The organism is Streptomyces sp. NPDC052064 (assembly GCF_055585925.1).
This window is the reverse complement of the sequence record NZ_JBVJJE010000005.1, coordinates 289,827-303,327: the sequence shown is the minus strand read 5'-3', so window position 1 is coordinate 303,327 and position 13,501 is coordinate 289,827. Positions and strand designations below refer to the sequence as shown.

Annotated in this window: 12 protein-coding genes; 2 read left to right on the top strand and 10 right to left on the bottom strand. The window is 69.8% G+C overall.

The features are described 5' to 3' along the window. Nucleotides 1-352: 352 nt before the first annotated feature. Complete coding sequence (locus ACZ6TU_RS15845) at nt 353-682, bottom strand: DUF5955 family protein (protein WP_356035446.1); 330 nt, start codon at nt 680-682, stop codon at nt 353-355. 195 nt (nt 683-877) lie between these two features. On the opposite strand from ACZ6TU_RS15845, the gene ACZ6TU_RS15840 reads away from it, so the two are divergent. Next, nucleotides 878-1,492, top strand: a complete 615-nt coding sequence (locus tag ACZ6TU_RS15840; protein ID WP_467669935.1) for a nucleotidyltransferase family protein — start codon at nt 878-880, stop codon at nt 1,490-1,492. A 209-nt stretch (nt 1,493-1,701) separates the two neighbouring features. Continuing rightward, the gene (gene aceB / locus ACZ6TU_RS15835) at nt 1,702-3,327 is read left to right on the top strand and encodes a malate synthase A (protein WP_467669933.1); all 1,626 of its coding nucleotides are present in this window, start codon (nt 1,702-1,704) and stop codon (nt 3,325-3,327) included. A 1-nt stretch (nt 3,328) separates the two neighbouring features. On the opposite strand, the gene ACZ6TU_RS15830 is transcribed toward aceB, so the two are convergent. The 9 genes from ACZ6TU_RS15830 to ACZ6TU_RS15790 all read right to left on the bottom strand — a co-directional run bounded on the left by ACZ6TU_RS15830 (nt 3,329) and on the right by ACZ6TU_RS15790 (nt 13,298). Beyond that, nucleotides 3,329-3,622, bottom strand: a complete 294-nt coding sequence (locus ACZ6TU_RS15830) for an Rdx family protein (RefSeq protein ID WP_020271934.1) — start codon at nt 3,620-3,622, stop codon at nt 3,329-3,331. Continuing rightward, a complete protein-coding gene (locus tag ACZ6TU_RS15825) occupies nt 3,619-4,533 on the bottom strand; it encodes a HipA family kinase (protein WP_467669931.1) in 915 nt (304 codons plus the stop codon). Before ACZ6TU_RS15825 ends, ACZ6TU_RS15830 begins: the two co-directional genes overlap by 4 nt. 882 nt (nt 4,534-5,415) lie before the next feature. Then, on the bottom strand, nt 5,416-6,051 hold the full coding sequence (locus ACZ6TU_RS15820) for a DsbA family oxidoreductase (RefSeq protein ID WP_469548823.1): 636 nt from the start codon (nt 6,049-6,051) through the stop codon (nt 5,416-5,418). A 158-nt stretch (nt 6,052-6,209) separates the two neighbouring features. Continuing rightward, nucleotides 6,210-7,151, bottom strand: coding sequence for an AraC family transcriptional regulator (locus tag ACZ6TU_RS15815; protein ID WP_469548820.1), 942 nt, complete (start codon nt 7,149-7,151; stop codon nt 6,210-6,212). A 26-nt stretch (nt 7,152-7,177) separates the two neighbouring features. Continuing rightward, nucleotides 7,178-7,876, bottom strand: coding sequence for a class I SAM-dependent methyltransferase (locus tag ACZ6TU_RS15810; protein WP_467669925.1), 699 nt, complete (start codon nt 7,874-7,876; stop codon nt 7,178-7,180). Between the two features lie 32 nt (nt 7,877-7,908). After that, entirely contained in the window at nt 7,909-9,363 is a 1,455-nt protein-coding gene (locus tag ACZ6TU_RS15805; protein WP_469548817.1) for a methyltransferase domain-containing protein, read from the bottom strand. Between the two features lie 24 nt (nt 9,364-9,387). Further along, nucleotides 9,388-10,251 carry an NmrA family NAD(P)-binding protein gene (locus ACZ6TU_RS15800; protein ID WP_467669921.1) on the bottom strand — a complete coding sequence of 288 codons (864 nt, stop codon included), beginning with the start codon at nt 10,249-10,251 and terminating at the stop codon, nt 9,388-9,390. Between the two features lie 151 nt (nt 10,252-10,402). Then, a complete protein-coding gene (locus tag ACZ6TU_RS15795) occupies nt 10,403-11,956 on the bottom strand; it encodes an acyl-CoA carboxylase subunit beta (RefSeq protein WP_467669919.1) in 1,554 nt (517 codons plus the stop codon). A 25-nt stretch (nt 11,957-11,981) separates the two neighbouring features. Continuing rightward, nucleotides 11,982-13,298 (bottom strand): MFS transporter, encoded by a 1,317-nt coding sequence (locus ACZ6TU_RS15790; protein ID WP_469548813.1) that lies wholly within the window; start codon nt 13,296-13,298, stop codon nt 11,982-11,984. Between the last annotated feature and the right edge of the window lie 203 nt (nt 13,299-13,501).

The window sequence follows — 13,501 nt, the reverse complement described above, 5'->3', positions numbered from 1 at the left end:
AGCACCTTGCGACACGGCCCGGGTAGATCCTGAAGCGCTTTGCGACACGACCGGGCGGACCCCACAGCGCACGCGGCACGGCGGCCGCACGCCGGGGTCGTCCGATCGACGTGACCCCGCAGACCCTTGGCATCCGGTCGACACGGCCGCCGCACCCGGGGTCGCCCGATGGACGCGGCCCCGCGAACCCTCGCGCCCCGTCGACACGGCCGTCGCACGCCGGGCCCGCCAGATCGACGTGCCCCACCGGCCACTTGGAGCCCGGACCGCAAGAGCCCCGGCCCTCGCACGCGAGCTACGGTGACCTGAGCCCGGCTCTGACGAGCCCGCCCCAGCCCAGTCGACCCCTGCCCTAGCCCTGCCCCCGCACCGGCCCGCCGAAGAGGTCCACGGCGCGGCGGACCTCCGCCAGGTCCGGGGCCAGCGCGCTCACCGAGCCGATCGCGCCCGCGATCAGCAGGAGGGAGCGGCGCAGCCTCGGGATCTCGGGGGTGCCGTCGGCCGCCATCGCGTCGAGGGCGGCCAGTTCCTCCTCGGCGATGGTCCGGTCGGCGAATTCTCCGGGATGGGCGGCGAGCCGGCGACGCAGCCGGGCGACGGCGGAGCGCAGCTCCGTCACGCGCGGATCCTCGTCGCCGCCGGTCACAGGCCCCTGCCGCCTCTGCTCAACGCTCCGCAACACAGTCCTCCCCCTCGCACTCCGTCGTGCGCGTGCCCTTCCGACGCGAAGTCCCCCACACCGGGCACCGGCCGGCCGCCCGGCCGGTCGGTGCGGGCGACAGTAAACGACGCGGGCCACCAGGCGCCAGTCCATTGCGTCATCGACTTGCTCCGCTGCGTAACTTCTCGGCCCGAGGTCGTGCGGTATGCAGGACCCATGACGACACGGGAGACGACGAACAGGGCGCGTGCGGTTGCGGGGGTGCTGCTCGCCGCCGGGGGCGGGCGGCGGCTCGGCGGGCGTCCCAAGGCGCTGCTCACCCACCGGGGACGCCCCCTCGTGGAGCACGCGGTGCGGGTGTTGCGCGAGGGCGGCTGCGAGCGGGTCCATGTGGTGCTGGGCGCACGGGCGGACGAGGTCCGGGCACGAGCCTCACTGCCGGGATGCGTACTTGTCGGTAACCCCGAATGGGAGCAGGGCATGGGGACGTCCTTGCGGGCCGGGCTGGACTCGCTCGCCGGTACGGGCGCGGCGGCCGCCCTGGTCTCGCTCGTCGACCAGCCCGGTATCGGCCCGGAGGCGGTGGCCCGGGTGCTCGGGGCGTACGAGGGCGAGGGGTCACTGGTGTCGGCCGCGTACGACGGAGTGCGTGGCCATCCGGTGCTGTTCGGTGCCGCCCACTGGGCCGGCATCGCAGCGACTGCTACCGGGGACCGGGGGGCACGCGCCTACCTGAAGGAGCACGAGCCGGGGATCACGCTCGTCGAGTGCGGGGACGTGGCCCGGCCCTTCGACATCGACACGGAGGCCGATCTGACCCACCTTGAGTGAGCGGGGTGGCACGGAGCGCCACCTTGCCTCGACCCAGAGAATCTCGACATCAACAGACGATTGAACTTCCACCATGAGGAAACTAGTATCCACTGTTCAGAAGCGCCCGAGGGCTCCGCGCGGGCGCCGAACGCCGTATCCGGGAAGACTGGCACCCGGTGCCGAACCGCCGGTTCGTCTTCGTAGCTCGCTGAAGGAAGTGACAGTTCATGTCCGCACCAGCGCCGTCCCCGCTGGCCATCGTCGACGCCGAGCCCCTGCCCCGGCAGGAGGAGGTCCTCACCGAAGCGGCGCTCGCCTTCGTGGCCGAGCTGCACCGGCGGTTCACGCCCCGGCGTGACGAGCTCCTCGCCCGCCGCGCCGAGCGCCGCGCCGAGATCGCCCGCACCTCCACGCTCGACTTCCTCCCGGAGACCGCCGCGATCCGCGCCGACGACTCCTGGAAGGTCGCCCCGGCCCCCGACGCCCTGAACGACCGGCGCGTCGAGATCACCGGCCCCACCGACCGCAAGATGACCATCAACGCCCTCAACTCGGGCGCCAAGGTGTGGCTCGCGGACTTCGAGGACGCCTCCGCGCCCACCTGGGAGAACGTGGTCCTCGGCCAGCTCAACCTGATCGACGCCTACACCCGCAACATCGACTTCACGGACCCGAAGTCGGGCAAGTCGTACGCCCTGAAGGCGAACGAGGAACTCGCCACGGTCGTCATGCGCCCGCGCGGCTGGCACCTGAACGAGCGTCACCTCGTCGACGCGGACGGCACCCCGGTGCCCGGCGCACTCGTCGACTTCGGCCTGTACTTCTTCCACAACGCCAAGCGCCTGCTGGGCCTGGGCAAGGGCCCGTACTTCTACCTCCCCAAGACGGAGTCGCACCTGGAGGCCCGCCTCTGGAACGAGGTCTTCGTCTTCGCGCAGGAGTACGTCGGCGTTCCGCAGGGCACGGTCCGCGCGACCGTGCTGATCGAGACGATCACGGCCGCGTACGAGATGGAGGAGATCCTCTACGAGCTGCGCGACCACGCCTCCGGGCTGAACGCGGGCCGCTGGGACTACCTGTTCTCGATCGTCAAGAACTTCCGGGACGGCGGCGCCAAGTTCGTCCTGCCGGACCGCAACGCGGTGACGATGACGGCCCCGTTCATGCGCGCGTACACCGAACTCCTCGTCCGCACCTGCCACAAGCGCGGCGCGCACGCGATCGGCGGCATGGCGGCGTTCATCCCGTCCCGCCGGGACGCGGAGGTCAACAAGGTCGCCTTCGAGAAGGTCCGCGCCGACAAGGACCGCGAGGCGAACGACGGTTTCGACGGCTCCTGGGTCGCCCACCCCGACCTGGTGCCGATCGCCATGGAGTCCTTCGACAAGGTCCTCGGGGACAAGCCCAACCAGAAGGACCGCCTGCGCGAGGACGTCGACGTCAAGGCGGCCGACCTGATCGCCGTCGACTCCCTGGACGCGAAGCCCTCGTACGCGGGCCTGGTCAACGCCGTGCAGGTCGGAATCCGTTACATCGAGGCCTGGCTGCGCGGACTCGGCGCGGTCGCGATCTTCAACCTGATGGAGGACGCCGCCACCGCCGAGATCTCCCGCTCCCAGATCTGGCAGTGGATCAACGCGGGTGTCGTTCTCGACAACGGCGAGAAGGTCACCGCCGACCTGGCCCGCAAGGTCGCCACCGAGGAACTCGCGAACATCAAGGCCGAGATCGGCGAGGAGGCCTTCGCGGCCGGCAACTGGCAGCAGGCACACGACCTGCTGCTGACGGTCTCCCTCGACGAGGACTACGCCGACTTCCTGACGCTCCCGGCGTACGAGCAGCTCAAGGGCTGACTCAGTCCGCGGACGGCTCGGCGGACGGCTTGTCCGAGTGGCCCAGGGGCTTCCCCGGGGCCACTCGGTCGCGTACGGCCCGCTTCACGGCCGTCGGCTCGGGGAAACCCTGCTCGCGGCGGTCCCAGACGACCTCGTCGCCGACGCGTACGACGAACACCCCGCCCGTGCCCGGCTTCAGGGCCAGTTCCGTCAGCTCGGACTCGAAGGTCGTGAGCAGTTCCTGCGCCAGCCAGGCCGCGCGGGGCAGCCAGCGGCACTGGGTGCAGTACTCGATCTCGACACGGCCACTCATCCGAGGTGCACCGACCAATCCTGTTCGGCCGCGGGCTTGCCGTGCAGGTCGGGGACCTGCCTGAGCCACGCGGGGCGTCCTTGCTGGTTCCGCGCCGCCCGGAGGGCTTGCTCGGCGGCGAGCTCCTCCCGGCTGGGGAAGTCGGTGGGCAGCCAGGCCTCGGAGGCCCGCACGCGCGCGTGGAGGTACGACACGTACGCCTCGCGTGCCTCCTCCGCGCCGGCGAAGCCCGGCTCGTCCGCGAGCCAGGCGTCCGGGACCTCCGCGAGGATCCGGCGCAGCAGCTCCTCGGTCACCTTGGGCGCGAGCTCGGCGTCGGCGGCCCGGACGTCGGGCCCGTAGTGGCCGAGGGCGTGGTGCCGGAAGTCGTAGGCCTTGGCGGGGTCGGTGCCCTCCCAGCGGTGGTGGAAGACGAGCGCGGCGCCGTGGTCGATCAGCCACAGGCGCGGGGGCGCGACGCCGAGGGTGGGCCAGACCATCAGGTTGGAGCTGTGCACCGTCCGGTCCACGTTCACGGTCAGGGCGTCGAGCCAGACGATCCTGCCCGCCTCCAGGGGATCGACGGGGAAGACCCGCGCGATCTCCGGCGTGAAGTCCCGGGCGCCCGGCAGGTAGTCCATGCCGAGGTTCACGCCCGCGCTGGCCGCGTGCAGGTCCCGCACCTCCTGATGCGGCTCGTCCCGCGCGATCACCGGGTCGAAGTGCACCAGCACCAGCTCGGGGAAGCGCAGCCCGAGCGCGCGGGCCAGCTCCCCCACGATCACCTCGGCGACCAGCGCCTTGCGGCCCTGCGCGGAGCCGGTGAACTTCACGACGTACGTGCCGAGGTCGTCCGCCTCGACGATCCCGGGGACGGAGCCGCCGGATCGCAGAGGTTCTATGTAGCGGGTCGCAGTGACCTCTCTCATCATTTCCTTAGGTCACCCACCTGTTAGGCCTTGCAATCCATGGCCGTTCCCGGAGGTGCCGAACAGCGGGAATCGCGCATCGTCAGCCCTGGGGAGAATCTGGGAAGTTTCGACCGGCATGCAGATCTCCCTGCCTCCCCAGCAGTCCCGTCAATGGCCGTCCGCCCCTTGCTTCCGGCCTCCGGCATGAAGTGAGCATAGTAACCGAGGGTGATCGCCGGCGAGGAGTGCCCGCAACCGCGCCACGGTCACGACGGACCCTCCCGCCTCCAGCACGATCGAGGCATAGGTGTGCCGGAGCACGTGGAAGCCAATCGTGTGGTGAGCAGCAGGGAGAACTTCCTCCGCTGTCCCTCCGCCTCCGGTTTCCCCCATGGGAGCTCCACCTTCACCGGCGGAAACGCCTCGAAACGCTTCAGCTCCTCGGCCGCCGAGGAGGGCATGCGACGAACAGGGCGCACGTGGTCATTGACTCGCCCTGGCCCAGAAGACCATCGGAGTTCACGTCTCCTGCGTCGTCGCTCTCGGGGCAAGGGGTGAACGGCCACGGCTTTCTGACGTAAAGCTGCTCCAAGTCGCCTCCTTCTGAGGAGGTGCCCTCCCTCCGCGGCGGCGCAGTCAAAATCCTCGCCCGACCCGTTGTCGAACTTGATGTCCACGTAGTACGGGGTGCCGGCGGGTGGGCTGCACCGCCCGAGACGGTGTAGTCGTCGACCTTGACGCCCTTCAGGTCGGCCGCATCACCCTTGCGCGCTTTGGTCGGCATCACCCAGAGCTCAGGAGTGCCATTGCCGAGCCGGACCCCCCGTCCGCCCACACGTAGGTCCTGACGTCCGCGCCGAGGGCGGAGTCAGGACCGCGGCCAGGAGGTGGAGGTGTCCGTGTTCAGCGTCGGGCGGACGGAGCCGGCGGCGTGTTGAGGGCGTGGAGATAGACGGCCTCTGGCTGCGCTCCGCTCAGGGCCGGACCGCCGTCGAAGAGGACGAGGGGCACGGCGCCGACGCCGAGCCTGCGCACGCCGTCCAGTTCGGCACGCAGGGCCGTGGCTCCGTCCTCACTGCGTACGACGCCGATCTCGTCGGCCAGGTGAGCGAGGGTGGAGGGATCGCCGATGTTCAGTCCGTCCGTCAGGTAGGCGCGGAAGAGCCGCTCGGCCATGGCCTCGCCCAGGCCCTGGCCGGCCGCGTCGGCGAGCAGCAGGTGCGCCTCGAACGTGTTGGTGTACACGGCGCGTTCGAAGTTCAGGCTCAGCCCGTCCTCGGCTCCGAAGCCGGTGTCCTGCGCGATGGCTCGGGCCTTCTCCTCACCGAAGGACTCCTTGTGGACCTCGAAGAGGGGCCTGCCGGTGGGCGGCGTCTCGGGCGCGAGTTGGTAGGGGCGGAAGACGACCTCGGCCTCGCCCCCGGAGTCGCGGTACCGCTTCACGGCACGGGAGAAGCGGGTTAAGGCTATGTAGGAGTGGACGCAGATGAGATCGAGTACGAACTCGACGCGGCGCGGGGTCCGGGCGTTCGGTTGCATGGTCAGGTCCTTCTGGTCACAAGCAGGTCAGGTGACACCATTGTTGATCAGTGGGCCCGCAGGCCGCCGGAAACCGGACACCGGCGAACAGCCGTCGGCGGACGGCCGTCACCGGACGGCCGCCCCTGTGGGCGGCTCGACCGCCGCCCGGGTCGGTGTCACGCCATGATGGACCGCTCCTGTCTGCGATACGTGCCCGGCGCCGTTCCGTACAGCCGCTTGAACGCTGCGGCGAACGCGAACTCGGAGGCATAGCCGACCCGTTGCGCGATGGCGCCCAGGGGCTCTTCGGAGTCGCGCAGCCGCTGTGCCGCCATGTTCATCCGGAGCCAGGTGAGGTAGCTGAGGGGCGGTTGACCGACGAGTTCGGTGAACCGTCGGGCGAACGCCGAACGGGACAGGCCGGCTTCCTCGCCCAGGCCCTCCACCGTCCAGTTCTCGCCGGGGTCATTGTGGATACGGCACAGAACCCTGCTGATCGCCACGTCGTTCAGCGCCGGTCCCCAGCCACGGCCGACTCCGTGCTCCTGGTACCACACCCGCAGGGTGTACAGCAGGAGCGTGTCCAGCAGCGAGGAGATCACCGAGTCCGCGCCCATCCCGGCGCCCTCCGACTCCTCCCGCAGCAGGTCGAGAACGACCCGCAGCGGCGGCTCCCGCCTGAGCTGGGCCGGCACGTGGACGACGTCGGGCAGGCCGTTGACCACCGGGTGGCACCAGCTCTGGTCGAGTGGGAACACGCCGCTGAGCAGCACCGTGGGGGCCGCCGACCCGCCCGGCTCGGCAGACCCCAGGGTCACCGTCCGCACATTCTCGCCGAACTCCTCGTCCAGGCCGGGATCCGAGTCCTGAAGCGGGGCGGCGCAGCTGTCGGCGATCCCATGGCCGTGCCCGTTGGGAAGGAGCACCACATCCCCCACCCCGAGCACGACCGGATCGCCGGCGGGGGGAACCAGCCGGCAGGAGCCCCGTAAGAGGACATGGAACGCCGTGCCGGGCACGGGTCGGATGCGTCGCCTCCACGGGTGGTGTCCCTCGACTCGGACAAAACGCGGCCGGCCGGTGCGCATCGCGTCTGTCACCTGACTGAGTACGTCCATCGCGTCAGGTTATGTGACTGGTCAGGTCACAGCCGAACGGCTGTCAGACGCCAGATCGGGCGCGTCAGCCGGCCCGCTCCGTCGAAGGTGAGCGCTCGGGTGTCCAGGTGGGGGAACTGCTCGCCTCCTGCCTGCTTCTCGACGTACTCCCTGGTGAACGCCGTGACGTAGGTGTCGCGGTGCAGCTCGTCGAGGCGCCATGCCCCGGTGAAGGTGGTGCGCAGCTCAGCCTCACTGATGCGATGCGGGTCCGGGAAATCGTCCTCGGCCTCGTCGGAGAAACACAGCAGGTGCAGGCGTGCTTCCGGCAGGCACACCTTCGGCAGCGCTGCCGCGTACTGTGCGCGCTGCTGCCGTGCGAGTGAGTGGTACAAACCGCTGTCCAGCACCGTGGTGTATTTCTGCGCCAGGTTGTCCAGCCGCGTCGCGTCGGCTTGGACGAACTCCACTTCGGCCCCGAGCGCGTCGGCCCGCTGTTCGGCTTGGCGCAGCGCAGTTGCCGCGTAGTCGAAGCCGGTGACCCGATAACCGCGGCCGGCCAGGTACACGGCGTTGTCGCCGACCCCGCACCCGGCGTCGAGCACGTCGGCGGAAATCTTTCCCGCTCGCTCCAGGGCTGTGACGGCCGGCTGGGGTTCGCCGATGTCCCATGGGACGACGGCTTGTTTGTACTGCACCAGAGCCGGGCCCTGGTAGATCGATTCGAAGTCATAGGGCTGGTCCATGGGTTCCTTTCCCGAAAGAGCTCACGATGTCGTCACGCCACGGGCCGTCGGCCCCATGCGGAGACCATCAGCGTCGTCATGTCACGCCCGCCGGGCGTGCCGAGCAGCTCGAGGAACTCCGCGAGTTCCGCTGCGGTCACCTGGCCGCTGTCGACGAGCGTGTGACCCTCCTGACGCATGCGCAGTGCGATCAGTTCGTCGTCCACGGCGGACTGGCCGGGACCCGCGGGGGTGATGCGCATGTCCACCGAGGTCAGCCCGGCCCGGGCGAGCGCCGCCGGCAGCCTGCGGCCCCACCGCATGTCGGCACCGTGCGCTTCCATGTGCCGGACGTAGGCGGTCAGCAGCGAGCGGCCGACCGCGGTGGGGGCGTCCTTGTCCGGCAGGAAGTAGAAGTCCTCGACGACCAGCCAGCCACCGGGTGCCAGCCAGCGCAGTACGCGGGCCAGCGTCTCGTCGGGGTCCTGGAGGTGTTCGAGAACGGCCCGCGCGAGGATGAGGTCGAAGGAGCCCGGCGGGAACTCCTGCCGGGTGATGTCCGCCTGGAGAACGGTCAGGTTCGGGGCGCGGGTCGCGTCGAGATGGCTGGTGTCGATGTCGACGGCCACCACGCTGCCCTGGTGGGCCTCGTCCGCGAGCCAGTACGCCATCGACCCGGCACCCGAACCGAGTTCCAGGCAGCGCCACCCGGGCTCGATCGGCAGCCGCCCGATGATGTCGGTGGTCGTGGGGTCGTACTTCTTCTCGAACAGTCTCACCTGGTCGAGCGGCGACACCCGGTCCTTCTCCAGTGAGCCGGTGCTGTACGAGCCGCGGGGTTCAGGCCGTGGTGCGGCGTCGATCTGCTCGAGCAGGGAACACATGACGATGTCGGGCGGTGCGCTCTCCAGTGCGGCGACGGCGTGCTGCCCGCCGGCGTTGCGGGGATCGTCCATGTAGGCGCGGAAGGACTCCTGGCTCACCCACTGCGGGTAGTTGACGTACGTCGTGCCGTCCACACCTATGTACGGTGTCGCCGAGACGAATCCGGGGTGCTCGCGCTTCCATCCTCCCGAGTCGTGCAGCAGGCGGGCCAGGTCCTCAGCGACCTCGTGGTCCTTGACGTGGCGTGTCGCGACGCACAGGATTCCCGGGCGTTCTGTCGCGGCGGGTCCTTCGATGCCTGTGGCGGGAGTGCCCGCGAAGGCCGTGACGGACAGGACACCCGGCCGGTCCGGGAGCGTACGCAGCGGGCTGTCGTCGGGACCGCGTCCCAGCGATGCGCGGAAGTGCTCCTCGCTCGTCCACTCGACACGGTTGACCACACGGGTGCCGTCGAGGCTCAGGTGAATGCGCGCGGAGACGAAGCCGTCGATGTGCCGTACCCACGTGCGTACTTCGGTGGCGAGGATGCCGGCCAGTTCCTCTGCCGTGCCGGGCCCGTCGACATGCAGTTGCTCGAAGATGACGTAGCCGACCGGGTCGCCGGCCGCGCTCGCTGTTGTCATGTGTCCACTCCGGGGGGGAAGAGCTCAGCGGAACCGGGCGGCGTTGTCGACCGCCCACTCACGGAAGGTGCGGGCCGGTTTTCCGGTGACCTCTTCCACCACCGAACTGCCGACCTCCGGCTCCGTGGTCAGCTGCGCAAAGTAGTCGAGAGCGCCGTCCGCGTACGCGGGCGGCCAGCCGGAGGCGACCATCTGGGCACGGGCCTCCTGCGCGTGCACGTCCTGCCAGGCGAGGGAGCGGCCGAGCACCTCGCCGATGATGCGGACCTGCTCCCTCTGGGTCATCACTTCGGGACCTGTTACCAGGTACTTCTGGCCGGCGTGCCCGTCCTCGAGCAGCGCGCGCACCGCCACGGCTGCCAGGTCCGCCTCGTGCACCGACGTCCTGGCGGCCGCTCCGTAGGGAAAGTGCACAGCGCCGGACGCGCGGATCTGCCCGGCGAACCCCAGGGCGTTGGCCATGAAGCCGGTGGTGCGCAGGAAGGTCCACTCCAGGGAGGTCTTCTCGATCAGTTCCTCCAGGTAGGCGTGGCAGTTGTTGTCCCGCCGCTCCAGACCGATGTGCACACCGACCGACGACACAAAGACGACGCGGCGTGCGTTCTGCTCGATCTTGGCCAGAACCTCGGGCGTGGTGTCGACCGGCAGGCTGAAGAAGGGCCACATCAGGAACACGGCGTCGACGCCGTCGAGGGCGGCGTCGAGGCTGTCCGGCTCGGCGAGGTCGCCGTGGAAGACCTCGACGCCGTCGGGCACCCGGTCGGCGTTCGGATCGTCCTTGACCAGCAAGGCCCGGACCGTGGCGCCGGCCTGAAGCAACTGGGACAGGGCGGACGGCCCGACATTCCCTGTCGCCCCGGTGACCAGCACGGTCTGATTCTCTGTCACGTGGAGTCTCCCCGATGAATGAATCTGCGGTCCTTGGAATGGCGCGTATTCACGTTCCTGTCCCCGGGGACACGGGGCAAGGAAATTGACCTAAGTCTGACAATGACCTGACGCGGGGAACTGAGCTCTGCATCAGGCGTTTTCCTGTTCGTCACTGCGGAGGGTTGCCGTGCTTGCGCGACGGCAGGTCGGCGTGCTTGGTGCGCAGCATGGCGAGGGAGGCGATCAGCACCGTGCGCGTGTCGCGCGGGTCGATGATGTCGTCGATCAGTCCCCGCTCGGCCGCGTAGTAGGGGTGCATGAGCTCGGTCTTGTATTCCTTGATGCGGTGCCGCCGTGTGGCGTCGGGGTCCGTGGAGGCGTTGATCTCTCGTCGGAAGATGACGTTGGCCGCGCCTTCCGCGCCCATGACCGCGATCTCGTTGGTGGGCCAGGCAAGGGCGATGTCCGCGCCGATGGAACGGGAGTCCATGACGATGTAGGCGCCGCCGTACGCCTTGCGCAGCACGAGGGAGATCCTGGGCACGGTCGCGTTGCAGTAGGCGTACAGCAGCTTGGCCCCGCGTCGGATGATCCCGTTGTGCTCCTGGTCGACTCCCGGCAGGAAGCCGGGTACGTCCACCAGGGTGATCAGCGCGATGTTGAAGGCGTCGCACAACTGGACGAAGCGGGCGGCCTTCTCGGAGGCCTCGATGTCCAGCACTCCGGCCATGGCCGCGGGCTGGTTGGCGACGATGCCCACCACGTGGCCGTCGAGGCGGGCCAACGAGCACACGATGTTGGTCGCCCAGGACGGATGGATCTCGAAGTGCTCGCCGTCGTCGACGATCTCCTCGATCACCTCGCGGACGTCGTAGGACCGGCCGGGATCCGCCGGGACGAGCTTCAGCAACGCGTCGGTCGGGCGGTCGGCAGGGTCCTCACTCGGCACCACGGGGGCGAGTTCACGGTTGTTGGAAGGCAGCAGGGAGAGCAGGAACCGTACGTCCTCCAGGCAGCTCTCCTCGTCGTCGTACGCGAGGTGCGCCACGCCCGATGTGCCGGCGTGCACGTCGGCACCGCCGAGGCCGTTCTGGGTGATCTTCTCACCGGTCACCGCGCGCACGACGTCGGGACCGGTGATGAACATCTGCGATGTCTCGCGGACCATGAACACGAAGTCGGTCAGGGCCGGTGAGTAGGCCGCGCCCCCAGCACACGGGCCGAGCATCACGGAGATCTGCGGGATGACACCGCTCGCGCGGGTGTTGCGCTGGAAGATGCCGCCGTAGCCCGCGAGCGCGGTCACGCCCTCCTGGATCCGGGCGCCCGCGCCGTCGTTGAGGCTCACCAGCGGGGCCCCGGCGGTCTCCGCCAGGTCCATCACCTTGTGAATCTTGGTGGCGTGGGCCTCGCCCAGGGCACCGCCGAAGACGCGGAAGTCGTGCGCGTAGACGAAGACCGTCCGGCCGTGCACGGTGCCCCACCCGGTGATGACGCCGTCGCCGTACGGCTTTTTGTCCTCCATTCCGAATCCGGTCGCGCGGTGTCTGCGCAGCGGCTCGATCTCGTTGAAGGAGCCTTCGTCCAGGAGCAGTCCGATCCGTTCGTGCGCGGTGAGTTTGCCCTTGTCGTGCTGCCGCTCGGTGGCGGCCGGGTCCGGGCCCTTGCGGGCTTCCTCCTTGATGGCGCTGAGTTCGTCCAGACGTTCCTGCAACGTGGTCATCGCGTTTCCCCCTCCCTGATCAGGGTCATGTGGGTGTCGGAGGTGGCGTGCGGGTGGCGCGTGGGCGTACGCCGGCGAGGGCGACGGCGAGAGCGAGCACGCCGACGGCGGTGACGAGCACGACGCCGTGGCGGGCCCCCGCTGTCCGCAGTGCGGCGACCAGGGCAAGCATCAGCGCGGCGCCCATCTGGACTGCCGTCTGGTACAGGCCGCTCGCCGCGCTCTGCTGTTCGGCGGGGACCGCGGAGGTGGCCTGCACGTGCAGGGCCGTGAAGGACAGCACGAAGCCCGTGCCGACCAGCAGCATGGTGGGCAGCACATCGCTCACGTACCGCACGGGGGTGTCCACCCGCAGAAAGAGTGCGTACCCGAGCGGCGGGAAGAGGGCGCCGAGCGCTATGAGCCGGGCCGGGCCGAAACGGCTGACCATGCGTCCGGAGTGCAGGGCGGACACGGCGAGGGGCGCGCTCGCGGGGAGACAGGCCAGCGCTGTCTGCAGGGGCGTCCAGCCCGCGTTCCGCTGGAGGTGGAGGGTGCTCAGGAAGAGCAGTCCCAGATAGGAGCCGTTGAGTGCGGCGGCTCCGAGCGCGGATCGGACCAGTCGGTGGTCGGCGAGCAACTCGAGCCGCATCAGCGGCTGCCGGACAGTTCGTTCGGTGCGCACGAAGACCCAGAGCAGCAGACCCGCCGCGGTGAACGCGCCCGCCGTGCGCGGATCGTCCCATCCTGCTTCGGGTACGGACGTGATCGCGTACACCAGGAGCAGCGTGGCGCCTGTCAAGGTGAGGGCGCCGACCGTGTCATACCGGCGGGCCGGGCGCTTCTCGGGGTCGTCGCGCGGGATGAGCCGCAGGCCGAAGGCGAAGAGCAGCAGGGCGATCGGAGCGGGGAAGGCGAAGGTCCAGCGCCAGCTCACCTCCGTGAGCAGCCCGGACAGCAGCAGCCCCGCGGAGAACCCGCTGGCGCCGAACAGGGTGTAGACCGACACCGCGCGCCTGCGAGCCCGTCCTTCGGGGAAGGCCGTCACGATGATGGCCATCCCGGTGGGCGCGGTCAGAGCGGCGCAGAAGCCTTTGACGAGGCGGGTGACGACCAGCGGCGCGGCGCTGTCGACCAGCGCTGCCGCCAGCGAGGTCACGGCGAAGACGAGCAGTGCGGCGAGGTAGACGGGGCGGCGGCCCAGCAGGGCGACGACCCTGCCGCCGAACAGCATCAGGGCACCGAACCCGACGGCGAAGCCGCTCACCACCCAGTGCAGCCGGGTCGGCGCGATCCCGAGGTCTTCTCCGACGGAGGGCAGGGCGACGATCGCGACCGAGACCTCGAGGGCGTCGAGGAGCATGTTCCCTGCCAGGACGAACAGAAGCCCCCACAGAGCGGGGCTCCATCGCCCGTCGGTTGCTGCCTGGCCGCCTGACCGAGTTCTCGTCGAATCCGTCATGGTCCTTTTCCACCGCGGTTGTCGTGGGGCGGGAGTGAGCGCGCGGCCAGCCATCGGCGCGGAGGGGCCCGGGGAGGGCCTGGAGGGCTCGGAGGGCCTGTTGC

Bases quoted from the DNA above. Each gene is read 5' to 3' on its own strand.
- ACZ6TU_RS15840 (WP_467669935.1), top strand. From the start codon at position 878: ATGACGACACGGGAGACGACGAACAGGGCGCGTGCGGTTGCGGGGGTG.
- aceB (WP_467669933.1), top strand. From the start codon at position 1,702: ATGTCCGCACCAGCGCCGTCCCCGCTGGCCATCGTCGACGCCGAGCCC.
- ACZ6TU_RS15830 (WP_020271934.1), bottom strand. From the start codon at position 3,622: ATGAGTGGCCGTGTCGAGATCGAGTACTGCACCCAGTGCCGCTGGCTG.
- ACZ6TU_RS15825 (WP_467669931.1), bottom strand. From the start codon at position 4,533: ATGATGAGAGAGGTCACTGCGACCCGCTACATAGAACCTCTGCGATCC.
- ACZ6TU_RS15820 (WP_469548823.1), bottom strand. From the start codon at position 6,051: ATGCAACCGAACGCCCGGACCCCGCGCCGCGTCGAGTTCGTACTCGAT.
- ACZ6TU_RS15815 (WP_469548820.1), bottom strand. From the start codon at position 7,151: ATGGACGTACTCAGTCAGGTGACAGACGCGATGCGCACCGGCCGGCCG.
- ACZ6TU_RS15810 (WP_467669925.1), bottom strand. From the start codon at position 7,876: ATGGACCAGCCCTATGACTTCGAATCGATCTACCAGGGCCCGGCTCTG.
- ACZ6TU_RS15805 (WP_469548817.1), bottom strand. From the start codon at position 9,363: ATGACAACAGCGAGCGCGGCCGGCGACCCGGTCGGCTACGTCATCTTC.
- ACZ6TU_RS15795 (WP_467669919.1), bottom strand. From the start codon at position 11,956: ATGACCACGTTGCAGGAACGTCTGGACGAACTCAGCGCCATCAAGGAG.
- ACZ6TU_RS15790 (WP_469548813.1), bottom strand. From the start codon at position 13,298: ATGCTCCTCGACGCCCTCGAGGTCTCGGTCGCGATCGTCGCCCTGCCC.